This window comes from Mucilaginibacter phyllosphaerae (genome assembly GCF_004378255.1).
In the GTDB taxonomy this organism is placed as follows: Bacteria; Bacteroidota; Bacteroidia; order Sphingobacteriales; family Sphingobacteriaceae; genus Mucilaginibacter; species Mucilaginibacter phyllosphaerae.
Genome location: NZ_SNQG01000006.1, coordinates 59,170 through 84,693, shown reverse-complemented (window position 1 = coordinate 84,693; position 25,524 = coordinate 59,170). Strand labels below are relative to the sequence as shown.

General features: G+C 44.3%; 16 protein-coding genes. 10 read left to right on the top strand and 6 right to left on the bottom strand.

The features are described 5' to 3' along the window. Nucleotides 1-261 precede the first annotated feature (261 nt). Together E2R65_RS16180 and E2R65_RS16175 are read right to left on the bottom strand one after the other, a co-directional pair. Nucleotides 262-1,788: a hypothetical protein gene (locus E2R65_RS16180; RefSeq protein ID WP_134337532.1), complete on the bottom strand. Its 1,527-nt coding sequence runs from the start codon at nt 1,786-1,788 to the stop codon at nt 262-264. 58 nt (nt 1,789-1,846) lie between these two features. Continuing rightward, on the bottom strand, nt 1,847-2,338 hold the full coding sequence (locus E2R65_RS16175) for a D-glycero-alpha-D-manno-heptose-1,7-bisphosphate 7-phosphatase (protein WP_134337531.1): 492 nt from the start codon (nt 2,336-2,338) through the stop codon (nt 1,847-1,849). Nucleotides 2,339-2,597: 259 nt separating this feature from the next. On the opposite strand from E2R65_RS16175, the gene gltB reads away from it, so the two are divergent. Further along, complete coding sequence (gene gltB, locus E2R65_RS16170) at nt 2,598-7,121, top strand: glutamate synthase large subunit (protein WP_134337530.1); 4,524 nt, start codon at nt 2,598-2,600, stop codon at nt 7,119-7,121. Between the two features lie 9 nt (nt 7,122-7,130). Next, nucleotides 7,131-8,612, top strand: a complete 1,482-nt coding sequence (locus E2R65_RS16165; protein WP_134337529.1) for a glutamate synthase subunit beta — start codon at nt 7,131-7,133, stop codon at nt 8,610-8,612. 82 nt (nt 8,613-8,694) lie between these two features. Here the strand turns inward: E2R65_RS16165 and E2R65_RS16160 are convergent, their stop codons facing one another. The 3 genes from E2R65_RS16160 to tyrS are packed head-to-tail and all read right to left on the bottom strand — an operon-like array spanning nt 8,695 to nt 10,965. Then, entirely contained in the window at nt 8,695-9,150 is a 456-nt protein-coding gene (locus E2R65_RS16160; protein WP_134337528.1) for an RES family NAD+ phosphorylase, read from the bottom strand. Next, the gene (gene parS, locus E2R65_RS16155; RefSeq protein WP_229704682.1) at nt 9,150-9,644 is read right to left on the bottom strand and encodes a type II RES/Xre toxin-antitoxin system antitoxin; all 495 of its coding nucleotides are present in this window, start codon (nt 9,642-9,644) and stop codon (nt 9,150-9,152) included. The genes E2R65_RS16160 and parS overlap by 1 nt, the downstream gene beginning before the upstream one ends. Nucleotides 9,645-9,681: 37 nt before the next feature. Then, the gene (gene tyrS, locus E2R65_RS16150) at nt 9,682-10,965 is read right to left on the bottom strand and encodes a tyrosine--tRNA ligase (RefSeq protein ID WP_134337527.1); all 1,284 of its coding nucleotides are present in this window, start codon (nt 10,963-10,965) and stop codon (nt 9,682-9,684) included. A 187-nt stretch (nt 10,966-11,152) separates the two neighbouring features. Between tyrS and E2R65_RS16145 the strand changes: the two genes are divergently transcribed. The 5 genes from E2R65_RS16145 (at nt 11,153) to E2R65_RS16125 (ending at nt 16,855) form a co-directional block, all read left to right on the top strand. Beyond that, nucleotides 11,153-11,830 (top strand): hypothetical protein, encoded by a 678-nt coding sequence (locus E2R65_RS16145; protein ID WP_134337526.1) that lies wholly within the window; start codon nt 11,153-11,155, stop codon nt 11,828-11,830. 201 nt (nt 11,831-12,031) lie between these two features. Continuing rightward, entirely contained in the window at nt 12,032-14,041 is a 2,010-nt protein-coding gene (rpsA, locus tag E2R65_RS16140; RefSeq protein ID WP_134337525.1) for a 30S ribosomal protein S1, read from the top strand. A 115-nt stretch (nt 14,042-14,156) separates the two neighbouring features. Then, nucleotides 14,157-14,678 carry a transposase gene (locus tag E2R65_RS16135; protein ID WP_134337524.1) on the top strand — a complete coding sequence of 174 codons (522 nt, stop codon included), beginning with the start codon at nt 14,157-14,159 and terminating at the stop codon, nt 14,676-14,678. Nucleotides 14,679-15,247: 569 nt separating this feature from the next. Next, on the top strand, nt 15,248-15,796 hold the full coding sequence (pyrR, locus tag E2R65_RS16130; protein ID WP_134337523.1) for a bifunctional pyr operon transcriptional regulator/uracil phosphoribosyltransferase PyrR: 549 nt from the start codon (nt 15,248-15,250) through the stop codon (nt 15,794-15,796). Nucleotides 15,797-15,931: 135 nt separating this feature from the next. Continuing rightward, nucleotides 15,932-16,855 (top strand): aspartate carbamoyltransferase catalytic subunit, encoded by a 924-nt coding sequence (locus tag E2R65_RS16125; protein WP_134337522.1) that lies wholly within the window; start codon nt 15,932-15,934, stop codon nt 16,853-16,855. A gap of 256 nt (nt 16,856-17,111) precedes the next feature. On the opposite strand, the gene E2R65_RS16120 is transcribed toward E2R65_RS16125, so the two are convergent. Continuing rightward, nucleotides 17,112-18,413, bottom strand: a complete 1,302-nt coding sequence (locus E2R65_RS16120) for a flavin monoamine oxidase family protein (protein WP_134337521.1) — start codon at nt 18,411-18,413, stop codon at nt 17,112-17,114. A gap of 200 nt (nt 18,414-18,613) precedes the next feature. Here E2R65_RS16120 and E2R65_RS16115 point away from each other — a divergent pair, with 200 nt between their 5' ends. The 3 genes from E2R65_RS16115 (at nt 18,614) to E2R65_RS16105 (ending at nt 25,399) form a co-directional block, all read left to right on the top strand. After that, nucleotides 18,614-20,941, top strand: a complete 2,328-nt coding sequence (locus E2R65_RS16115; RefSeq protein WP_134337520.1) for a glycoside hydrolase family 65 protein — start codon at nt 18,614-18,616, stop codon at nt 20,939-20,941. Nucleotides 20,942-21,054: 113 nt separating this feature from the next. Then, a complete protein-coding gene (locus E2R65_RS16110; RefSeq protein WP_134337519.1) occupies nt 21,055-22,764 on the top strand; it encodes an alpha-amylase family protein in 1,710 nt (569 codons plus the stop codon). Nucleotides 22,765-22,984: 220 nt separating this feature from the next. Beyond that, nucleotides 22,985-25,399, top strand: coding sequence for a glycoside hydrolase family 31 protein (locus tag E2R65_RS16105; RefSeq protein ID WP_134337708.1), 2,415 nt, complete (start codon nt 22,985-22,987; stop codon nt 25,397-25,399). Nucleotides 25,400-25,524 lie beyond the last annotated feature (125 nt).

The following is a 25,524-nucleotide window of genomic DNA, read 5'->3' as shown; positions in this document are numbered from 1 at the left end:
TGGTGCAGATGAAGATGATGTTGTTTGTACAATTCCATTTTTTATATAGTAAACTATAGATGAGCGCTGCAAATATAGGTATCGAATTATTAAATCAAAATTTTATATGAAATTGATTATTAAAAATATAAAATAAGCAATCATTTTTTATAAAAATGGTAATATGTATAAGTGCTTATGTAAATATTTGAACTTGAATTTTCGGAATTAATGAATTTTTAGAATAGGAATTATTACCGTTCCGGAAATCCTAAAATTCTGTCAATTCTGACTCAGACTATCCTCTCCGTCATACTCATATATCGCACCATCTTCAAACTGTTTGATCACCTTTAATTTTTTTATCTTTTTAATTTCCTTAAGATCGATCAGTTCCGGATTTTCCAGATTATTGAACCAAATGAGGTAAAAGCGTTTGATCTTGTAAAATTTTTCTACATCCTTTTTGAAAAATTTATGCGGAACCAGGTAGGATGACATGCCCGAAAAGAAATATACCGCTTCATGCGCATCCGAGTAAATACCAACTTTAGGTGCAAAGATCCCCTTATCCATGTGTTTAAGGTAATTGGCAAATTCCGATTCCATCCAGTCGTTATCGGTGTAGCCGGGATTGCCGTAATCGTCGGCTATCTGGTCGGTATAGCGTTGTTTATCTATCAAAAATATCTGGGTGATGTAGCCCAGCATCAGAATGATAAACAAAGCTGCTGCAGCCGTGCGCAAATTTTTAGCTGCAAATTTTTTTATAAACAGTAAACCTAAGCTGGTATAGCCCCACAACGCAGGGATATACATGGGCGATAACAGCCGCGGGTTGATCCGTTCGTATCGCGAAAAGGTGGCCGATAACACAATAAATAACCCATAAACCAGCGCAAAGGTGATGGCCAGGTTTTCGAAGGTATTTAGTTTACGGCGTATAAAGTTATATGCCAATGCAGCTACAAAGCCAAGTAAAATTATAATGGCAAGGGGCATTGCAAACATGGGGTACATGCCTGGTGGTATCCCTATCCACTCGCAGAATACCGAGCCGAAGTAGAACAGGTTTTTGCCAAACGATGTTATAGATGGTTCGCGGGGGCCGGTAACCGTGCCGGTATGTAAAGCATTAAAGGTAAGATTAGCAACCAGCAGCGAAATACTAACAAAACCATATATCAGTATATGGCCTGTTTTTTTGCGGATAGGCAGGGTTCTGTCCAGCAATAATAATAAACCGCCTGTGCCTACAATGGTTACGGCCGCGTAGCGTGTTATACAGGCTATGGCGGCTATGCCGGCAGCAAATACAAGCCATTTACCGGCATGGGTAAGCAGATACATCCGGAAAACGATCAAAAAAAGCAATACCTCCAGGATAAACAACGTTTCTGACCATAGGTAGGAGTACACCTGCAGCAAGCCCGGGTTTAAAATAATGGCAGCCAACACCAGCCACTTATAAATGTGTGATGACGGCACAAAGCGCGACATGATCCACCCGCTGGCAAATATCAGCGTGGCAAACATAAACATGTTTAATACCGCGCCAAAGGCAACCGGGTCTGTTTGGCTCACAAAGCTGATGATGCCCAGAAAAAGAGGATAAAATACCGGGAAATCAACTATAGGTATATGATTGAAGGTATGCAGGTTGCCGTTTGCAACAAAGTTACGGGCGGCGCTGGTGTACATGATAGAGTCGGGCGAGATACCTGCACCATTGTAACTGGTAAACAGGTATATGGCATAAAATGCCATCGCCGAAAACAGCAGCGTATCGTAGTTTTTTAATTTGTCCAAATTGCGGCAGTGCTTAAAACATATAAAAGGATGTATGCTTTAAAATGTTTTATTTCCTTTAATCTATCAGATCCAATACGGTGCTTATCGGCTGGTCGCTGTTGATCAGGATGCCTTTTACACCGGCAGCAGTACCGGCTTCCACATCGCGTTCGCGGTCGCCTATAAAGTATGATTTAGATGGGTCAACATTGTATTTCTCTATCCCCTGTAAAAGCAATCCCGGTTTTGGTTTGCGGCAATCGCAGTCGCCGCTAAAGTTGGGGTGGTGGGGGCAATAAAAAAAGTCGGTAATTTCTACACCATGTTCCTGGTAAACCTGTTTCAGGTGGGCGTGCATCTTGTTTAGTTCTGTTTCGTTATACCAGCCTTTGGCCAGGCCGCCCTGGTTGGTTGCCACTAAAAGCAGGTAGCCACGATTTTGTAATTCTTTTAGCGCGTCAAAATTATCCAGCACATGAAAGTCCTCCAGTTTACAAACGTAATCGCCCATTTCGCGGTTTAAAACGCCATCTCTGTCTAAAAATACCGCTTTAGTTTTTTCGGTCATATATTGTAATATTATAGATAGAATTCAATTTTCAGCAAAATTATAGTTAATAAGTTATTTACTATGTGTGCATATTAAATAAACATTAATAATTATTAAATTCATATATAATGTAGATGATTATTGTCGACTTAATAATTAAATTGTAAAAAAACCTTGTTGTTTTAATAAATTTAAAAAAATTAACGTCGATTTTATAAAAATATGAAAATTTGGTAATTTCGTTATTACCCGCGTCTTAAATAAGCGGATAAATAAAATGGATCAAACTGATTGTAACCAGCAGGGCCTATACAGGTCGGAATTTGAGCACGATTCCTGCGGAACAGGATTTATTACCAATATAAACGGCCATAAATCGCACAGTATTGTTAGCGATGCGCTTACCATGTTAGAGAATATGGAGCACCGCGGTGCATGCGGCTGCGACCCCGAAAGCGGCGACGGCGCGGGTATTTTGATTCAGTTGCCACATGAATTTTTGATGGAAGAATGCTCTGATCTGGAAATTAGTTTACCCGAGCCCGGCGAGTACGGCGTAGGTATGTTATTTTTTCCTAAAGAGCCAGCTTTGAAAAAGGCAAGCCGCAAAATTATTGCTGCTGCTGTAGATAAACTGGGTTTTGAACTGTTGGGCTACCGCAAGCTGAATGTAGATTCATCTGTAATTGGCGAAACTGCCCGCCAGGCCGAGCCGGACTGCGAACAGCTTTTTGTTGCCCGCCCGCGCGCCGTTACCAATGCCGATGATTTTGAACGTAAACTGTATGTTTTACGCCGCTATATCAACAAAACCGTTACCGAAACTATACCGGCAGCGGCCGAGCATTTTTACTTTACATCTTTCTCTTGCCGTACCATTATTTATAAAGGGCAGGTAACTACCTACCAGTTGCGTAAGTATTTTTCTGACCTGGCCGATCCGCGGGTTACATCTGGCCTGGCTTTGATCCACTCGCGTTTTTCAACCAACACTTTCCCGTCGTGGAAACTGGCCCAGCCGTTCCGCTTAATTGCGCATAACGGCGAGATCAACACGCTTACCGGTAACCTTAACTGGTTTTACTCGGGCGTAAAATCCTTTGCATCGGCCTATTTCACTAACGAAGAGATGGAAATGCTTTTACCGGTGATAGATAACAACCAGTCGGATTCGGCCTGTTTGGATAATATTATCGAGATCCTGCTGCATACCGGCCGCTCGTTACCACACGTAATGATGATGCTGATACCCGAAGCATGGGACGGCAATGAGCAAATGGATCCGGTTAAAAAAGCGTTTTACGAATACCATGCTACCTTAATGGAGCCATGGGATGGCCCGGCTGCCATCAGCTTTACCGATGGTAAACTGGTAGGCGCCCTGCTTGACCGTAACGGCCTGCGCCCGCTGCGTTTTGTAATTACCAATGATAACCGTGTTATAGCTGCATCAGAGGCAGGCACGTTGAAAATTGATGAGAGCACGGTTATCCGCAAAGGCCGCCTGCAACCGGGCAAAATGTTACTGATCGATACCGAAAAAGGTAAGATCATAACCGATGAAGAAATTAAAAAGGAAATAACCGGCCAGCAGCCATACGGTACCTGGCTGGATAATTACAAGATCCGTTTGGGCGAATTGCCAGAGCCGCGTTTGTCATTCGCCAGTCTTAGTGCCGATGCTGTTTACCGCTACCAGCAGGTATTTGGTTACAGCCGCGAGGATATCGATACCATTATCAAACCAATGGCTTTGGATGGCAAGGAGCCGATAGGATCTATGGGTACCGATGTGCCTCTGGCTATATTATCTGATAAACCGCAGCATCTGTCCAGCTATTTTAAACAGTTTTTTGCCCAGGTTACCAACCCGCCGATAGACCCTATCCGCGAGCGTTTAGTGATGAGCCTGGCTACCTTTATCGGTAACAATGGTAATTTGCTGGATGAAGATAAAATGCACTGCCATTGTGTGGTGCTTAACCACCCGATATTAAAAAACCATCAGTTAGAAAAACTACGTTCGATAGATACCGGGTTATTCCATGCCAAAACACTGCAAACGTATTATAATGCAGACGGTAATGCGGGTTCGATGCAAAAAGGTATTGCCAGGCTTTGCCGCTATGCCGAAGATGCTGTTGATGATGGCTTTGAGGTTTTGATCTTAAGCGATCGTGCAATCGATTCTGAGCATGCGCCTATCCCCATGCTGCTGGCCGTATCTGCCGTGCATCACCACCTGATCAAGAAAGGCCGCCGTGGTGCAGTAGGTATTGTTGCCGAAACCGGCGACGTTTGGGAAGTACACCACTTTGCTACTTTGCTGGCGTTTGGTGCTACCGCTATCAACCCGTACCTGGCGCTTTCTACTATCGAAACTTTAAAGAACAACGGCCAGTTAGAAACCAGCCTTGATCTTAAAACACTATTTAAAAATTACGTAAAATCAGTTAATGACGGCTTGCTGAAGATCTTCTCCAAAATGGGGATCTCTACTTTGCAATCATACCATGGCTCGCAGGTGTTTGAAATATTGGGCTTGAATAAAGAAGTGGTAGACCATTACTTTACCGGTGCGGTTACCCGAATTGAAGGTTTAGGGCTTGACGAGATCGCTAAAGAATCTTTGTGCAAACACAAAATAGGCTTTAACAGCCCTAAAACAGAGAACCATTTACTGCCGGAGGGTGGTATTTACCAGTGGAAACGCCGCGGCGAAGCCCATTTGTTTAACCCAACCACCGTACACTTATTACAGCATGCTACACGTAGCAACAGCTACAGTGTATATAAAAATTATGCTGCCGCAATAAACGAGCAGGCAGATAAGCATTACACCATCCGTGGTTTGCTTGATTTTGCCCACCACCGCGAATCTATCAGCATTGATGAGGTGGAGCCGATAGAAAACATCATGACCCGTTTTGCAACAGGTGCGATGTCTTTCGGTTCTATCTCTCACGAGGCGCACAGCACCATGGCCATTGCCATGAACCGCATTGGCGGCAAAAGCAATACCGGCGAAGGTGGTGAAGATGAAATGCGGTACGAGAAAATGGCCAACGGCGATTCGATGCGCTCGGCTATTAAACAGGTGGCTTCCGCACGTTTTGGGGTAACCTCCAACTACCTCAGCAATGCCGATGAATTACAGATAAAAATGGCGCAGGGCGCAAAACCTGGCGAAGGCGGGCAGCTGCCGGGCCACAAGGTTGATGATTGGATAGCCAAAACGCGCCACTCTACACCGGGTGTAGGTTTAATATCGCCGCCGCCACACCACGATATTTATTCTATTGAGGATCTGGCGCAGCTGATCTTCGATCTGAAGAATGCCAACCGCGCCGCACGTATCAACGTAAAGCTGGTATCAAAAGCAGGGGTAGGTACTATAGCAGCCGGTGTGGCCAAAGCACATGCAGATGTTATCCTGATTGCCGGCTATGATGGCGGTACAGGTGCATCACCCATAAGTTCGGTAAAACATGCCGGTTTACCTTGGGAGCTTGGCCTGGCCGAAGCACACCAGACGCTGGTACGTAACAAACTACGCAGCCGTGTAGTATTGCAAACAGACGGACAATTAAAAACCGGCCGCGATTTGGCTATAGCTACCCTGATGGGTGCCGAGGAGTGGGGCGTTGCCACTGCAGCCCTTGTTGCCGGTGGCTGTATCATGATGCGTAAATGCCATTTAAACACTTGCCCTGTAGGTGTTGCCACACAAGATCCTGAATTAAGAAAATTATTTAGCGGCAGCCCGGATCACGTAGTAAATCTGTTCCGCTTTATGGCGGAAGAGTTGCGCGAGATCATGGCAGAGCTGGGTTTCCGTACCATTAACGAGATGGTAGGCCGCGTACAATTCCTGAAGGTTAAAGAAGGTTTAAAAAGCTGGAAGGCAAAAACCATCAATCTTTCTGCCATATTGCACCCGGTTACTACTGCCAAGGGCAGTACGCTTTACAACAGCGAAAAACAGGATCATGGTATGGATGAGATCATCGACTGGGAATTGTTAAAAGCTGCAAAAGCGGCCCTGGAAGATAAAACCCCGGTTTTTGCAACTTTTGATGTGATCAACGTTAATCGTACTATCGGTACCCTGCTATCAAACGAGATCTCAAAGATCTACGGTTCTGCAGGTTTGCCTGATAATACCATCAATTATAAATTTAAAGGCTCGGCTGGTCAAAGCTTTGGCGCATTTACCACAAAGGGCATTTCTTTTGAATTGGAAGGCGAAGCGAATGATTATGTAGGCAAGGGCCTTTCTGGTGCGCAATTAGCCATTTATCCGGCTGCAAACGCCACATTTAAGCCCGAAGACAACATCCTGATAGGTAATGTGGCCTTGTATGGCGCAACCAGCGGCGAGTTGTTTGTAAGGGGTATGGCAGGCGAAAGGTTTGCGGTGCGCAACTCGGGCGCTACCACCGTTGTAGAAGGTATTGGCGACCACGGTTGCGAGTATATGACCGGTGGCCGTGCACTTATCCTGGGCGAAACAGGTAGAAACTTTGCGGCAGGTATGAGTGGCGGTATCGCCTGGATCTATAACCCCAACGGTACCTTTGCAGAAAACTGCAATACCGAAATGGTTGACCTGGACCCGCTATCGTTAAAAGACGAAGAGCAGATTACCCTATTGCTGAAAAAGCATGTTAGCTTAACCGGCAGTAAGCTGGCGCAAAGCATCTTAAAAAACTGGGGCAAGGCTTCATCGCAATTTGTAAAAGTATTCCCCAAAGAGTACAAAAAAGTGTTAGAAAAATTAGAATATCAAACCGTAAGCTAAATATCATCAATGGGAAAAGTTACAGGATTTCAGGAATTTAACAGGGAACTCCCCGCAAAAACGCCTGTTGCCGAAAGGGTAAAAAACTATAATGAATTTGTTGGTTTATATTCTGACGAAAAGCTAAACCAGCAATCGGCCCGCTGCATGAACTGCGGCATACCATTCTGCCACTCGGGTTGCCCGCTTGGCAATGTTATCCCCGAGTTTAATGATGCCGTGTACCGCAAAAACTGGGACGAAGCCTACCAGATACTATCATCAACCAATAACTTTCCGGAGTTTACCGGGCGTATTTGCCCCGCACCATGCGAATCTGCCTGTGTGTTGGGCATTAATAAACCGGCGGTGGCTATAGAAGAAATTGAAAAACATATTATTGAGATAGCCTATTCTAAAAATATGGTTAAACCTGTTGCCCCGTTAATTAAAACAGGCAAAAAGGTAGCCGTAATTGGTTCTGGTCCGGCTGGTTTGGCTGCTGCTGCGCAACTAAGCAAAGCAGGCCACAGCGTTACTGTATTTGAGCGCGACGACCGCCCCGGTGGCTTACTGCGTTACGGTATCCCTGATTTTAAGCTGGAAAAATGGGTGATAGACCGCCGCATCCAGATAATGGAAGAAGATGGTATTGAATTTAAATGCAATGCAGAAGTTGGCAAAAATATTCCTGCCGACGAGGTGTTACGTAACCACCATGCGGTAGTACTGGCAGGTGGTTCAACCATTCCGCGTAATTTGCCTATCCCGGGCCGGGAGTTTAAGGGGGTTTACTTTGCGATGGATTTTTTGAAACAGCAAAATAAGCGTGTAGGCAGCATTGCTGTAGAGGGAGAGGATATTTTAACTACAGATAAAGATGTAGTTGTGATTGGTGGCGGTGATACCGGCAGTGACTGCGTGGGCACCTCAAACCGCCAGGGCGCACGTTCTGTAAAACAATTTGAGGTAATGGTGCAGCCGCCAGAGCAGCGCACACCGCACATGCCATGGCCAACCTATCCAATGGTGTTAAAAACCACCAGTTCGCACGAGGAAGGTGTTGAGCGTTTTTGGGGTATCAATACCAAAGAATTTTTAGGCGATGCCGATGGTAACCTGAGGGCGCTTAAAGTGACCGATGTAAGCTGGGAGATAGATGTGATGGGCCGCCCAATTAAATTTAACGAAGTTGAAGGCAGCGAGCGCGAGATACCTTGCCAGCGTGTATTCCTGGCTATGGGTTTTGTGAACCCGCAGTTTGAAGGTACGCTTCAGCAACTTGGCGTAGAGCTCGACGAGCGAAAGAATGTTAAAGCCAAAGAAGGCGTTTACCGCACCAACGTTGGTAAAGTGTTTGCAGCCGGCGATATGCGCCGCGGCCAATCTTTAGTAGTATGGGCGATATCAGAAGGCCGGGAGGCTGCCCGCAAGGTAGATGAATTTTTAATGGGCCACTCTAACCTGGAGAGCAAAGACGCCGTAAACCAGTTTGAGCAGGTATTTTACTAAGTATAATAAATCAGTCAGTTATAAACCCGGGCCCTTGTCAGTTAATGCTGCAAGGGCTTTTTTATGGCGCTGCAAACTGTGTTTAATAAACCAGCCTGTCATCAAAGGTAAAAGGGTGAGTATTTAAAATGCTCACCTTTTTTATGTCTGCATGCCAGGGGTTAAGCAGATAATTATATTCATCGGGCACTACAGCCGAAGGTACTTTCATCATCAGGTGTTGGGTTTCCTGTATAAATTGGTTACCCAAAGTTTTTAATTCTGCCGGTGGCGATGCATCCCGCCAGTTATCCGGTAAGGTTTTTACATCAAGCGTAAGGATGCTGTTATCGGGCACCTCAATTTGCGCAATACAAAAATTTGGTGGAGTAATTAATGGCTGTAAGTGTACCAAAACTTCTAAGACAGCTAAAGATCTGGATGAAGCAAGATATACAGCTGCATTACCTTTGCTGTTCCACCGGGCACCATATAAACGTGCGCCGGCTCCGTCAAGATTATTAATGTAATTGCAGTTAGCAATACGGTAAAGTATCATTACACAAAAATACCGTGCTCTATACGGCCCAATTCATTAAAAATCATATCAAAACCTGCAGATGTATCTAATATGGTAACAGGTGCTTCGCCATTAAATATCAGGCTTGGGGTTTTTACCCAAAGCTTAAATTTATCCATCGAGCCAAACACTTCTTCGCCACGAGTGTACAGGCGGGCAAGTTCTACGGCCTTTTCGGCATACTCTGTTTTGATGATGGCATCATCATCGTAACGCTGCAAGGTGCGTTCTGATATGTGCAGGATGTTGGCTAACTCCTGGATGTTTAGGGATATTTTTTTAGCCAAAGCTAACAGTGCCTTTTTAGGAAAGCCCTGGCGCGCCAGTTTAATGATATCAAAATCAGAGGAAGTAGCAGCAGCTTTGGCGCCTCCTAATAAATTATAAAACGGTGTTGATGAAGCCTGGGTAATATACATTGCCATAGGTTCATTAACCTCGTTTTTTACAGTGTGTTTTATTTTATACGACATTTACACAAATATAATTACCAAATGTCGTATTGTCAAATTATTCTGCAACAATTAAAAAATAATTTCTTTTGCCTTTTTGCGCTACTAAGTATTTGTTGTTGATCAGGTTATATGTATTATAAACATCATCGGGCGTGTTAACCTTTTCTTTGTTGATAGCAACACCACCGCCTTGTATCATTTTTTTGGCCTCGCCTTTTGAGGGGAATACGGCAGTTTTTGCAGCCAACAGATCAGATACGTTTATACCTGCTTCAATTTCGGCTTTGGCAACCGCAAAGTTAGGCACCCCGCTAAATATCGCCAGGATCTCTTCGTCATTAAGTTCGCTCAAAAACTCGATGCCGGTATTCCCGAATAAAAATTCGGTAGATTTTATAGCCTTTTCAAAGCCGGCCTCGCCATGCACACGCAAGGTAATATCTTTCGCCAGTGCTTTCTGCAGTACGCGGGTATGTGGGGCTGCGTCGTGCTCTGTCTCCATCGCCTCGATGATATCACGTTCAAACAAGGTAAAGATGCGAATATAGGCCTTGGCATCAACATCGGTAGTGTTTAACCAAAACTGGTAAAACTGGTAGGGCGATGTACGGGCGGGGTCCAGCCAAACCGCACCGCTTTCGGTTTTGCCGAATTTGGTGCCGTCTGCTTTTTTGATCAGTTGGGTGGTTAAGGCATAAGCCTCGCCCTGGTCTTTACGGCGGATCAGCTCGGTACCGGTAACAATGTTACCCCATTGGTCGCTTCCGCCCATTTGTAAAACGCAGTTATGATGTTTCCACAAGTAGTAAAAATCGTAACCCTGCACCAGCTGGTAGGTAAACTCGGTAAACGACATGCCGGTATCACCCTCCAGTCGCTTTTTAACCGAATCTTTAGCCATCATATAATTAACGGTAAGGTGCTTACCTACATCGCGGATAAAATCCAGAAAAGTAAAATTCTTAAACCAATCGTAATTGTTAACCATTTGTGCACTGTTAGCACCTGTATTAAAATCCAGAAACTTTTCCAGTTGGGCCTGTACAGATCTTAGGTTGTGGTTCAGTACGTCTTCGCTCAGTAAATTACGCTCGGCAGATTTGCCCGATGGATCGCCCACCATGCCGGTGGCGCCGCCGACCAAAGCATAAGGCTTGTGGCCTGCACGCTGAAAGTGGATCAGCGTCATAATCTGGGTTAAATGGCCCACGTGCAGCGAATCGGCAGTAGGGTCAAAACCAATATATCCCGAAGCCATACCTTTATTCAACAGTTCTTCGGTGCCGGGCATAATATCGTGCAGCATGCCTCTCCAGCGTAATTCTTCAACAAAGTTCATATTATATAATGTGCTAATGTGCAAATATGCAAATTAACAAGGATGTGGCAATCTGTAAATTCAACATCCATACACATTGATATGGTTATTTAAACGGTCATTATATTAAAATATAAGTTGCACGGCTTTTATATTTAGCCCTATTTTTGTAATTTGTTCGCAACACATACATGTTTCAGCTGCTCCTATGAATTTTCTTTCGCATTACTATTTTGACCGGGATACTACCAATTGCTACTTTATATTAGGTACTGTACTGCCCGATCTTTTAAAAAATGCGGATAAAACCATTATACTCCATCCCGAACACCTGGTGCACAGCAACCCCAATATAAACGGCATTATACAAGGCTGGAATAAACACTTACTGGTAGACAAGTATTTCCACTCGGCAGAATTTTTTCTCACCCATTCGCACACGCTGAAAAATTTACTGGCCCCGGTAATAACAGAATCGCCGGTTAAACCTTTCTTTTTGGGCCATATAGCTATTGAACTGATACTGGACAACCTGCTTATCACCACCAATGCAATAAGCGTAAGCCAATTTTACGATCATCTGGATGATTGCGAGCCGGATGTTATCCGCGATTTTTTGGTTTTTGCCGGATTGAAAAACTCTGACGTGTTTTTTAAGTTTTATGAAGAATTTAAGCGCAGCCGCTATTTAAACACCTATATTAATATAGAGCAGATTACCTATGCGCTTAAACGCATCTGCATGCGGGTATGGCGCAATCCCTTTACCCCGCAACAAGAAGCCGGCATGACGGGTATCCTGCTTAACTATCGCCTGGGATTAATTAACAGCTTTATGGATATTTATGATGAGATAGGGCAGCAGCTTGATACTTCTGCCAAGTAATCGCTCAAATTTCAACAGCTATTCTGCAACAGATGAGTGTATTTAGCATTTATGTATGTTAAATTCTGTCCTGGTTATTGTTTTTTTATAAAAGTGCTTAAAACTCAATAATTAACAATAAAATTATTTTTAACTGTAAAAAATATATCCGTACCTTTGCAGTCCCAAACGAGTGTTGGGAAAAAGGAGTAAAATTATTTAATGGCAAAAAAACAAGAAGCAGAAAAAGAATTAAAAGCAAAGCAAGCCGAACTGGATACAGTTACGGCAACTGCTGAGAAAGAAACAATTGAATCAGAAGCTGATTCAATATCAATTGAGGACATCAAGTCACAGATTGCAGCAACACCAGATCAGGATTTTGACTGGGATGCTGATGACAAAAAATTTGGTAACTACAGCGATAGCGACCGTGAGCAATTAGAGAAACTTTATGACGGAACATTCAGTTCAATCACTAAAGGCGAGATCATCACCGGTACTGTTGTAAATATCAATAACAAAGATGTGGTATTAAACATTGGCTTTAAATCTGATGGTTTAGTATCTGTTTCTGAGTTCCGTGATACACCAGACCTTAAGGTTGGTGACACAGTTGAAGTATTTGTAGAATCGCAGGAAGATGCTAACGGACAGTTGGTATTATCCCGTAAACGTGCAAAAACTCAAAAATCATGGGAGCGCATTAATTCTGCACTGGATAACGATGAGATCATCACAGGTTTTGTTAAGAGCAGAACTAAAGGTGGTTTAATTGTAGATATTATGGGCGTTGAAGCCTTTTTACCGGGTTCACAGATCGATATCAAACCGATACGCGATTACGATGTGTACGTTGGTAAAACAATGGAATTTAAAGTTGTTAAGATAAACCACGAGTTTAAAAACGTTGTGGTATCGCATAAAGTGCTTATCGAAGACGATTTGGAAAACCAAAAAACCGAGATCGTGGCCAAATTGGAAAAAGGCCAGGTATTGGAAGGTACCGTTAAAAACATTACCGACTTTGGTGTATTTATTGACCTTGGTGGTGTTGATGGTTTACTGCACATTACAGATATATCTTGGGGCCGTATTGAGCATCCGAGAGAAGTTTTGGCATTGGATCAGAAGATCAACGTTGTTGTTCTGGATTTTGATGACGAGAAAAAACGTATCGCTTTAGGCTTAAAACAATTAACGCCTCACCCTTGGCAGTCATTAGATGAAAATCTAACTATCGGCTCTAAAGTAAAAGGTAAAATTGTAACTGTTGCTGATTACGGCGCATTCTTAGAAATTATCCCCGGTGTTGAAGGTTTGATCCACGTGTCAGAAATGTCATGGTCTCAAAACCTGCGTAATCCTCAGGAATTCCTGAAAGTTGGCGACGAAGTTGAAGCTCAGGTATTAACCTTAGATCGCGACGAGCGCAAAATGAGCTTAGGTATTAAGCAATTAACGCCTGATCCATGGCAAAACGCCGGCGAGAAATACGCCATTGGCACACAGCATGTTGCCGCAGTTAAAAACATGACCAACTTTGGTGTGTTTGTTGAACTGGAAGACGGAATTGACGGCTTGATCCACATCTCTGACCTATCATGGTCTAAAAAAGTAAACCACCCTAATGAATTTACTAAGGTTGGCGAAAAATTAGACGTAGTAGTTTTAGAGCTTGATATCGATAACCGTAAATTAAGCTTAGGCCACAAACAGCTGGAAGAAAACCCTTGGGATACTTTTGAAACTATCTTCACTATAGATTCTATACATGAAGGTACGGTATTAAAAGTAACTGATAAAGGTGCTATCGTAGCTTTACCTTATGGTGTTGAAGGCTTCTGCCCAACCAAACACCTGGTTAAAGAAGATGGTAAATCTGTAAAAGCTGAAGAAACAGCTGAATTCAAGATCATCGAGTTTAACAAAGAGAACAAACGTATCGTGATTTCACACTCACGTATATGGGAAGAAGCTCGTGCTGATGCTCGTGTTCAGGATTTCGAAAACCGTAAAAAAGAAGCAAAATCTGCTAACAACGCGGTTAAGAAAGTTAAAGATTCAGTAGAAAAATCAACTTTAGGTGATCTTAGCGTTCTTGCTCAGTTAAAAGAGCAGATGGAAGGTGCAGAAAGCAAAGCGGCTAAAAAGCCTGCTGCCCCTGCTGCCGCTAAAGCAGAACCGGAAGCTCCTGCAGCTGCTGAAGAAGAAGAAACTGAAGAAGTTTAATCTTTAAGTTAACATATTAAAAAGCCTCTCCGAGTAAATCGGAGGGGCTTTTTTTGTGATTTCCCTACCGTTAATATGCCGGGCGCTATTATTGTCCAAATCCTTATATTAGTTTATGGAATTAGGTGTTGTTTATTTTTACACGGTAGCTATAGTCGATTGGATACACCTGCTCAAAACCGATAAGTTTAAATTCCTTATATTAGATATCCTCATCTATCTTTCAGAAAAACAAAAATTAAAAATTTACAGCTTTGTAATAATGCATAACCACATCCATATCATTTGGGAAAATGTTGCAATGAATGGAAAAGAAATGCCTTACGTGAGTTTTATGAAATTTACAGGGCATCAATTTTTGCACGAGCTAAGAAATACAAATGATCCGTTACTTGCAAAATTTAAGATGCATGGGAATGACCGTGACCACAAATTTTGGCAAAGCGACGGGATGCCTAAAATCATGGAAAGCAGAAAGGTGTTAGAACAAAAGTTGGATTATATCCATCTTAACCCCCTCCAGGAACATTGGAATTTAACTAACGACCCTAATGATTACTTTTTTTCGTCATGCTCATTTTATGAGTTAGAGGATAGAAAATTTAGCTGGTTAACTCATTATATGGACGTGTTTTAGAATAAAAAGTGGCGGTGAGGACACCGCCACAAGGGGAAGCGTTTTAGATTGAAAAGTGGCCATCATCTCCCTAATAGTGGTGTCCCCACCGCCAATATATCAAAGGGGCGGTGAGGACACCGCCACAAGGAAAAATAGTTTAGATTGAAAAGTGCCACCATCTACCTAATGGCGGTGTCCCCACCGCCATTATATCAAAGCCGCATTGAGGACAGCGTCAAAAAGTGAAGAGTTTTATATTTGAAAAGCGGCGGTGTCCCCACCGCCATAGGGGAGAAGGTTATCTTTTAAATTTCAGATGAAAGATACTTCTGAGTAACTATATACACCATCTCCCTATTGGCGGTGTCCCCACCGCCAATATATCAAAGCGGCATTGAGGACAGCATCAAATAGGGAAGTTTTAGATTGAAAAGTGGCGGTGAGGACACCGCCACAAGGAGAAAGAGGTTATCTTTATTGGCGGTATCTTCACCGCCAATATATACCTGACCGTTTTTTTAACTAATCACAATTCACTATTCTCTACTCACCATTTTTTTTTAACTTTGCCCAAATCCACCCAAACGATGCAAAACTTAACGCTGCTCGACGGTCAAAAATTTCAAATTACAATTCAGCGTTTATGTCGTCAGTTAATTGAAAATCACAACGATTTCTCCGGCTCTGTTTTAATTGGCATACAACCACGCGGCATATATCTGGCTAAACGGGTAGCCGAAGAATTAAGAAAAATATTACCGGATAGTAAAATAGAACAAGGCGACCTGGATATTACGTTTTACCGCGATGATTTCCGCAGGCAGGGCTCGCCACTGGTGCCTAATCAAACCAAAATAGATTTCATCATCGAAGGCAAAAAGGTGATCATGATGGATGACGTACTATGGACAGGCCGTACCATCCGTGCCGCCATGGATGCCATGCAGGCTTTTGGCAGGCCCGAAAAAGTGGAACTGCTGGCACTGGTAGACAGAAGATACTCGCGCCATATCCCCGTTTCGGCAGATTACGTGGGCATCGAAGTAGATTCCATTGCCTCACAAAAAGTAGTAGTAAGTTGGAAGGAAACCGACGGAGAAGACCGGATAGTTTTGGTATCTGACAGCCTCACCTAAATCCTCTCTAAAGGAGAGGACTTTAATAAAAGTTAAAGCGTCATTGCGAGGAACGAAGCAATCTCACGATAGCAGCTAATAAACAGACAAAAAAATAATAAATTCGAAATTGAACATTCGAAATTCAAAATAAAGATGGCATTAAGCACAAGGCATTTATTAGGAATTAAAGATTTGAACCGCTCAGATATCGAACTGATATTTGAAACAGCAGATAATTTTAAAACCGTGCTGAACAGGCCGATCAAAAAAGTGCCTTCACTGCGTGATGTGACCATAGCCAATATCTTTTTTGAAAATTCTACCCGTACCCGCCTTTCTTTTGAACTGGCCGAAAAAAGGCTATCTGCCGATGTGGTAAACTTCGCTGCATCATCCTCATCGGTAAGTAAAGGCGAAACTTTGATAGATACGGTAAACAATATCCTGGCCATGAAAGTGGATATGGTGGTAATGCGCCATCCGTATGCCGGGGCAGGTATCTTTTTGTCTAAACACGTAAAGGCCCAGATAGTAAACGCCGGGGATGGGGCGCACGAGCACCCTACACAGGCCTTGCTGGATGCTTTTTCTATCCGCGAGCGATATGGCGATGTAGCCGGTAAAAAAGTAGTGATCGTAGGGGATATCCTGCATTCGCGTGTAGCGCTATCCAACATACTTTGCCTTAAACAATTAGGCGCCGAAGTGATGGTTTGCGGCCCTACAACGCTTATCCCTAAATACATTGGCTCGCTTGGTGTTAAGGTGGAGCATAACCTGATCAAAGCCCTCAACTGGTGCGATGTAGCCAACATGCTGCGTATTCAGATGGAGCGGCAGGATATTAAATACTTCCCATCCCTGCGTGAATACACGATGATGTTTGGCCTGAACAAACAGATATTGGATTCGCTGGACAAAGAGATTACCGTAATGCACCCGGGCCCCATCAACCGCGGTGTAGAAATTACAAGCGATGTGGCCGACAGTAAGCAGTCCATTATTTTAGATCAGGTAGAAAATGGCGTTGCCATCCGTATGGCAGTATTGTATTTATTGGCCGGGCAAACGCAATAATCAACGTAGAGGCGCGATACTTCGCGTCTCCATTACGCATCTTTGTCGGCAAAGACGCGAAGTACCGCGTCTTTACATTATATTAAACGTCGATCCGCTCCCGCAGGTTTAGCGTAGCGTAACTCGTAGTGGGCAAATTTCAAGCTTTCAACTTGCGTCAGCTGAAAGCTGACAGTATGCTATATCACGAGCTGAAAGCTCGCGATAGCGTTAAAAAAACAGCGTACTTTTGGTATTAGCGATAAAATTCACCGGTTTATACAATCATCCGCTTCGCCACATCCAAACCGCTTGTTAGCGCCGCCTCCACAGTTCCCATAGCTGTGCCTTCATACAGATATTCACCGGTAAAAAACAAGGTGTTATCTACCGGCGTATTCAATACCTTACGTGCTTCGGGTGCATCCACGGTATCGTAGGCATAAGAGCCGCGGGTATATGGGTCTGCCGTCCAATTCATGATGCGGTAGGCGATAAGTTTGCCTTTCAAGTCCTCAAAACCCATTTTAAAAATGTTGGCTAATGCTTGCAAGCCCTGTTGCAGTATATCGCTATCATTAGTATTGGCTTTGCCGGCCGCTGCCGGGCCGCCTATCCATCCTGTAAGTACGGTAGATGGGTCGGGCGCCTGTGTCCACCAGGTAGGGATCTCTTCATCGCTAAACAGGTAACCCATTTTATCGATGTTTTTGCCGGCCATTTTTTTAATGCTGTCATCCAGCCAAAAGGCAGTATCAAACTCAAATAAAAGCTTTATTACCGCGCCGAAACCCATTTGCTTTATAGCCGTGGTAAGCTTTGGTATAGGTGGATCAAAGGTGATGGCACCGCTTTCGCCCGCGGCTGCTTTTAGTACGCCTAAGGGCATGGCAATTATTAACTGCCCGGCTTCGTAAATAGTGTTATCGCCGGTAAATACCTTTACTTCGCCGTTGTTCCATTTAATCTCTTTAACAATAGCATTTAAAAATATTTCGCCGCCATTGCCTTTACATTGGGTTGCCAGATAGTTTATTATGGCGCAATAACCGCCTTTAACCCGGTGTTGGGCATCCTGCTCTTCGTGCTGCCATTCTTTGCGCAGGGCAAATGCGCTGGCATCGCGCGGGTTTGCAGTATCATAGCCGGATACAAAGGCCCATACCCCCGCACGTAGTTCCTCATATTTATCGCCTGGAAACGCTGTGTTTAAAAAGTCCCATACATGGGTATCTTGTTTCAGTTCGTTAAGCTTTTTCATCAGCAGGTCCCAGTCGGCTACTACCATGCTGTTCTCTTCAAACTTGCCGTTTTGGTATTGCCACATTTCGGCATTGGCGCTTTTGTAACGAATACCTGCTTGCTTTAACAGGTGGAGTGTAACAGGCAAATCGCCATGAATGAATTCGGCGCCCAGTTCGGTATCTTTAAAAAAATATTCATTGCTTAAGCTATGGATCCGGCCGCCTGTGCGGTTACGCGCTTCTAATACGGTAACCTTTTTGCCTGCTTTACTAAGCGTATAGGCGGCCATTAAGCCGGCTGCACCGGCACCAATTATTAAAATATTGTTTTTCATAACGATAGTGCGGGCAAGGTAAAAGTAATGGACGGAAGATGCAAGTGGCAACTCTCCAGTGCTCTCCGAAAGGAGTCCCACCCCGGCCCTCTCCCTCGGAGAGGGCCGGGGTGGGGCTACGTGTTATTTATATACCTACTTATCCATGTTTCTGTTATTTTAGCAAAAACTATCACAGCCCAATACTGTACTTATATAGCATGAAAGAATATTTTAAGGTTGACGAGTGGAAGATCATCGAAGAAAGTTTCGATCCGCAATACAATAAGGTTACCGAAAGCGTTTTTAGCCTGGGCAACGGCCGTATGGGGCAGCGCGCCAACTTTGAGGAGGCTTACAGCGGCGAAACCCTGCAGGGTAACTATGTAGCCGGTGTTTATTATCCCGATAAAACCCGTGTAGGCTGGTGGAAGAATGGCTACCCCGAATACTTTGCCAAAGTGCTTAATGCCGCCAACTGGATAGGTATTGATATGAAGCTGGGCGATGAACAGCTTGACCTTGCCGAATGCGAGGTACTGAGTTTTCGCCGCGAATTAAATATGAAGGAGGGTTACCTGCAGCGTAACTTTAAAGCCAAAACCAAATTGGGCAAAGAATTGGAAGTGGAGGCTATCCGCTTTTGCAGCATGGCTGATGATGAGGCCGGCGCCATCAAATACACCATCACCCCGCTGAATTTTGAGGAGGAGATTTCGATCACACCTTTTATTGATGGCGATATTGTTAACAAAGATTCTAATTACGATGAGAAATTTTGGGACGAGGTAGGCAAAGCTGTTGAAGGGGATAACGGTTATGTGCATCTACGCACTAAAAAAACAGGATTTGAGGTGGTTACAGCCATGATGTTTGCTGTTGTGCAGGATGGCAAAAATATAGATGCTCAATCAACCCCTATCCAGAAAGAAAAATATATAGCTGCGGAAATAAAGCTGCAGGCTAAAAAGGGGCAAAGCATTACGCTCATTAAATATGCGGTAAATGTATCTTCGCAAAACTACGCTGCTGCCGAATTGGTAACACGATCTGCCGGAGTGCTTAAAACTATCAGTGCCAAAGGTTTTGATACCATGCTGGCCGAACAGGCTGCTGCCTGGGCCGAAAAATGGAAGCATAACGATATTATGATTGAAGGCGATGCTGCGGCGCAGCAGGGTATTCGCTTTAATATTTTCCAGCTTAACCAAACCTATACCGGCGAGGATGACCGTTTAAACATCGGCCCCAAAGGTTTTACAGGCGAAAAATACGGCGGCTCTACCTATTGGGATACCGAGGCTTATTGTGTGCCGTTCTATCTGGCAACAGCCGAACAAAAAGTGGCCCGCAACCTTTTGTTATACCGTTACAAGCAATTGGGCAAGGCTATAGATAATGCCAAACTGTTAGGCTTTAAAGATGGTGCGGCGCTATACCCCATGGTTACCATGGATGGCACCGAATGCCATAACGAATGGGAGATCACCTTCGAGGAGATCCACCGGAACGGCGCTATTGCTTTTGCCATTTTTAACTATATACGTTATACCGGCGATGAAGCTTACTTAACTGATTATGGGCTGGAAGTATTGATAGCCATTTCGCGTTTTTGGGTGCAGCGCATTACTTGGTCGGCAGATAAGCAGCAGTACGTGATGCTGGGTGTTACCGGGCCAAATGAATATGAAAATAACGTAAACAATAACTGGTACACCAGCACTATTGCCGTTTGGTGTTTAAAATATACTATCGAAGCTATTGGCAAGGTAAAAGAGGCGAGTCAGCCAAAATATAACGATCTGGTGGCTAAAACCGGTTTCCGCGAAGAGCAGGAGTGCGAGAAATTTGCGGATATCATCCGTAACATGTATTTCGCACATGATGATAAACTGGGCATATTTCTACAGCAGGATGGTTACCTGGATAAAGAACAGATCCTGGTGAAAGATCTGCCTGCATCCGAACAGCCGTTAGTGAAAAAATGGAGCTGGGACAGGATCCTGCGCTCGGTTTATATTAAGCAGGCCGATGTGTTGCAAGGCTTGTATTTCTTCGAGGATAATTACGATTTAGATACCATCCGCCGGAACTATGATTTTTATGAACCCAGGACAGTGCACGAGTCGTCGCTATCGCCCTGCGTACACGCCATTTTAGCCGCCAGGCTGGGCGATATTGACCGCGCCTACCAGTTTTACCTGCGCACCTCCAGGTTGGATATAGACGATTATAACAGCGATACGGATGACGGCTGCCACATCACTTCTATGGCCGGAACTTGGATGAGTGTAGTGGAAGGCTTTGGCGGGATGAGGGTAAAGGATGGCAAATTGTCTTTTAATCCGTTGCTGCCGCATCAATGGCAGGCTTTCTCCTTCCGGGTAGGGTTTAGGGGCGCTTCGCTGAATATTAAAATAAGTAAGGAGGGCGTATTGATCAAAAATCTGTCCGACGCAGAGATTGTTATAAAGATCTATGGAAGCGATATAGCTATTAAATCAAATTCAGAAAAACTAACGCCCGTTCAAGCGTCCACGCTTGAATGATGGACAATATAAGCGTCTACGCTCACGCAAACACGGCAGCGTGGACGCTGCAAAAGTAAAAGTTAAGCGTAGACGCTTGACTCGGCGAATGATAAATACTTTAAATCGACTAAATGCCCAATCATAAGTTAACTATCTATCAGTTGCTGCCGCGTTTATTCGGCAATAAAAATACCACCAACAAGTTTTACGGTTCTGTGGAAGAAAATGGTACCGGCAAGTTGAACGATATTACCGATAAGGCCCTTGCCGAGATCAGTGCAATGGGTTTTAGTCACGTTTGGTACACCGGCGTAATTGAGCACGCCACCATGACGGATTATTCTGTCCACGGTATCAAAAGGGACGATCCGGATGTGGTTAAAGGTCGTGCAGGGTCGCCTTATGCCATCAAAGATTACTACGATATCGCTACCGATCTGGCGGTTGATGTAGAATTCCGCATCTCCGAGTTTAAAGAGCTGGTAGGCCGTACCCACAAAAACGGGATGAAGGTGATCATTGATTTTGTGCCCAACCATGTGGCGCGTACCTATGCATCGGATGTAAAGCCGGATGATGTGCGCGATTTTGGCGAGGATGACGACAATACCCTGCATTTTGCGCCCGATAACGATTTTTACTATATCCCCGGTTATCCGTTTGTTGTACCGGGAGGGTATAATCCGGGTGGGGATGATTTTACTTCGCCCCTAAAAGATGGTAAGTTTGATGAGTTCCCGGCAAAGGCAACGGGCAACGATGTGTTTAACCCGTCCCCGTCCATAAACGATTGGTTTGAAACCATTAAACTCAATTACGGCGTTTACTATCTGGATGGCAAGAAATCGTACTTTGATCACATCCCGCCGCTTTGGCATAAAATGCGCCATATTTTAAGCTACTGGGCACAAATGGGGGTGGATGGTTTCCGCTGCGATATGATAGAGATGGTACCGGTTGAATTTTGGTCCTGGCTTATTCCACAGCTTAAAACCGCTTATCCCGGTTTGGTTTTCATCGGCGAAGCTTACGATAAGGATCAGTATAACAATTATATTAAAAACGGTTGTTTTGATTACCTGTACGATAAGGTTGGTTTATACGAAGCCATCCGCAGGCTAACCTGTAACGAGCCGGGTGCAAGTACCTGGGAGATCAACGCCGTATGGAACAATCATTGCAAGGGGATAGACCAGCACATGCTGCGCTTTATGGAAAACCACGACGAGCAGCGTATTGCCAGCAAGTATTTTGCCGGTGATGCGGCATTGGCCGTTCCGGGTATGATCGTGAGCGCTACGCTGGCTACAGGGCCGGTAATGGTTTATTTGGGCCAGGAGGTAGGCGAGCCTGCATGGGGTGCATGCGGTTTTAGCACAGATGACGGGCGTACCACCATTTTTGATTACTGGGGAGTGCCCGCACATCAGCAGTGGATGAACGACGGCGCTTTTGACGGCGGTAAACTATCTGCCGGGCAGCAAAACCTGCGCAATTTTTACAGCAAGCTATTAAATGTTGTAAAAGGTAACTATGCCCTGAGTAACGGGGCATTTTATGAATTAATGATAGCTAACGAGCATCAGCAGGGCTTTAATACCCTGCTGTATATTTATATGCGGTACACTGTAGGGCAAAAAGTATTGGTGATAGCTAATTTTAACCGTGCGCAATGTGCCATCAACATTAAAATACCTGTGGAATTGCTTACACAGTTTGGATGGGCCGGTGAGGCTGTTTTTACAGATCTGTTAAGCGGCGCAAACTTTGCCACGGCGGATGTGGCAGCGGGCATACCTGTAGTTATTAATGGCAGCAGCGGCTTGTTGCTAAATTTGTAAAACTGCCTCAAAATTTATACCTGCACATACTTTGGCGTAATTATAGCTGGAAGTTTCAGGAAATAATCGTTTATTAGCTGTTACCAAATTAATTAGCTGATATTAATCGTGCTTTAAAGTACTTAAGCTTAAAGCATATTGAATAAAATTTAACATGGCAGAAAATATACCAGATCCCAACCCTGAACTGATAACGGCAAAATTGCTGCAGGTGGAGGAAATGATTGTTGAGGACGAAGAGTTTCACCACTTAAATAACCCCGCCGATGGCATTAAACCCATCGTAAAGAAATACCTGGGCATCCCTACCCATGCAGAACAAGCAGGCAATAAAATATTTTTTACCGACGGCGATGCTAAAGTAGAAGTGCTGCTGGTAACTAACGAGATCATTCGTGTAAGGTTGGCCCCGCATAGCGTCTTTTTGGAAGAGTTTTCGTACGCTGTGCCAGAACTTCCGCAAAAGGCAGTTGAGTTTACTTTGTTAGAGAATGAGGAGGAATTCCGCGTATCTACAGCCGCTGTGAATTGCCACATCCGCAAGCAGGATTTTTTTATCTCATTTTCGGATAAGAACGACCATGTAACCAGCGCAGATGCCGTGCCGATGCACTGGGAAGAAAACACGCAGTTTGGCGGTTATTATGTTTTTTGTACCAAAACATGCCAGCAGGAGGAAAGCTTTTTTGGACTTGGCGATAAAGCTACAGAGTTTAACCTGCGCGGTAAACGCTTAAAAAACTGGAACACCGATGCCTATTCTTTCGGCTTTAACCAGGATCCGCTTTACCGCTCTATCCCGTTTTATATCAGCGTAAGCGATAATATTGCACACGGTATTTTCTTTGATAATACCTTTAAGGCCCATTTTGATTTTGGCGCCGAAGACCCTACCAAAACCAGCTTTTGGGCAGATGGGGGCGAACTGCAATACTATTATATCCATGGCCCTCATATGATGGATGTGGTAAAAAACTACCATCTGTTAACCGGCACGCACCCAATGCCGCCGCTTTGGGCGCTGGGTTATCACCAATGCCGCTGGAGCTATTACCCCGAAAATAAAGTAAGGGTTATAGCTAATGGTTTCCGCCAGAACAGGATCCCGTGCGATGGTATTTACCTGGATATTGATTATATGGATGGCTACCGTTGTTTCACCTGGAGCCCCAAATACTTCCCTAACCCTAAAAAAATGATTGCCGACCTGGCGTCATCCGGGTTTAAAACCGTTGTAATTATCGATCCTGGTATCCGGGTAGACGATAACTATTCGGTTTTTAAAGAGGGGAAAGAAAAAAAATATTTCTGCCGCCGCTGCGATGATTACTTTATGGAGGGCCACGTTTGGCCGGGCCGCTGCCAGTTTCCGGATTTTACCAATCCGGAGGTACGCGCCTGGTGGGGCGATTTGTTTGACGAACTGGTAGAAACAGGCGTTGCCGGTGTTTGGAACGATATGAACGAACCTGCCGTATTTGGCTCGGGCACCTTCCCGGATGATGTGCGCCATCAGTACGATGGTTACCGTGGTTCGCATCGCAAGGCACACAATGTTTACGGGATGCAAATGGTACGCGCTACTTATGAGGGCTTACGTAAACAAATGAAAAATAAGCGCCCGTTCACCATTACCCGTGCGGGTTATTCGGGCGTGCAGCGCTACTCATCCGTTTGGACGGGTGATAACGTAGCATCGTGGGAGCATTTAAAATTGGGTAACATTCAGCTGCAAAGGCTTTCCGTATCGGGTATCTCGTTCTGCGGAACGGATATCGGCGGTTTTAGCGGCGAGCCGGACGGCGAACTGTTTACCCGCTGGATCCAGATGGGTACCTTCTCGCCATTTATGCGCGCACACTCTGCCGGTGATACCAAAGAGCGCGAACCATGGAGCTTTGGCGAGCCTTATACATCCATCAACCGTAAATTTATAGAATTACGTTACCGCTTGTTGCCTTACCTGTATTCGGCATTTTGGGAGCATCACCGTTACGGTTTCCCTATCCTTAGGCCGGTTGTAATGCAGGAGCAGGACGTAGCATCTAACCATTTCCGCCAGGACGAATTTACTTATGGTGATAAGATAATGATATGCCCGGTATTAGAACCAGGCCAGAAAAGCCGTAAAGTGTACTTGCCAAAAGGCAAATGGTACGATTTCTGGAGCCTGGAGATGGTTGACGGCGGCCGGGAGGTTAGCGTACCAACCCCGCTGGATCTGATCCCGATATTTGTGAAAGCAGGGTCGGTAATTCCCGAGTATCCGGTAATGCAGTTTACAGGCGAAAAAGAGATAGAAGAGGTTAAACTAAACATCTATTACAGCGATTACGAAGTGAATTCGTTTTTGTTTGAAGATTACGGCGAAACCTTTGCCTACGAGCAGGATATTTACCTCGAAAAGAAATTTGTGGTTAAAGGTGATACGGAAAAACTCACCATTAAACAAAGCATGGAAGGTTTATACACCCCACGCTACGAAGGTTACCATGTTAAGGTGAACGGCTTACCTTTTAAACCATCAAAAATTATTGCCGATGGTAAAGAGATAAGCACCATCAGTGCTAACCCAGACAAAACTTACGAGTTTAAGTTTACCAAAAACTTTAAACAGATAGAGATATTTAAATAGCAAAGAGGCCCCGTTAAGGGGCCTTTTTTAGTTTATATAAACATCTGCCTTTATTGTATGTTCAATAATGATATATTTGATACATCAGTAGTACAAGCCCTGTAAACCAATTAACCTAAGCGCAA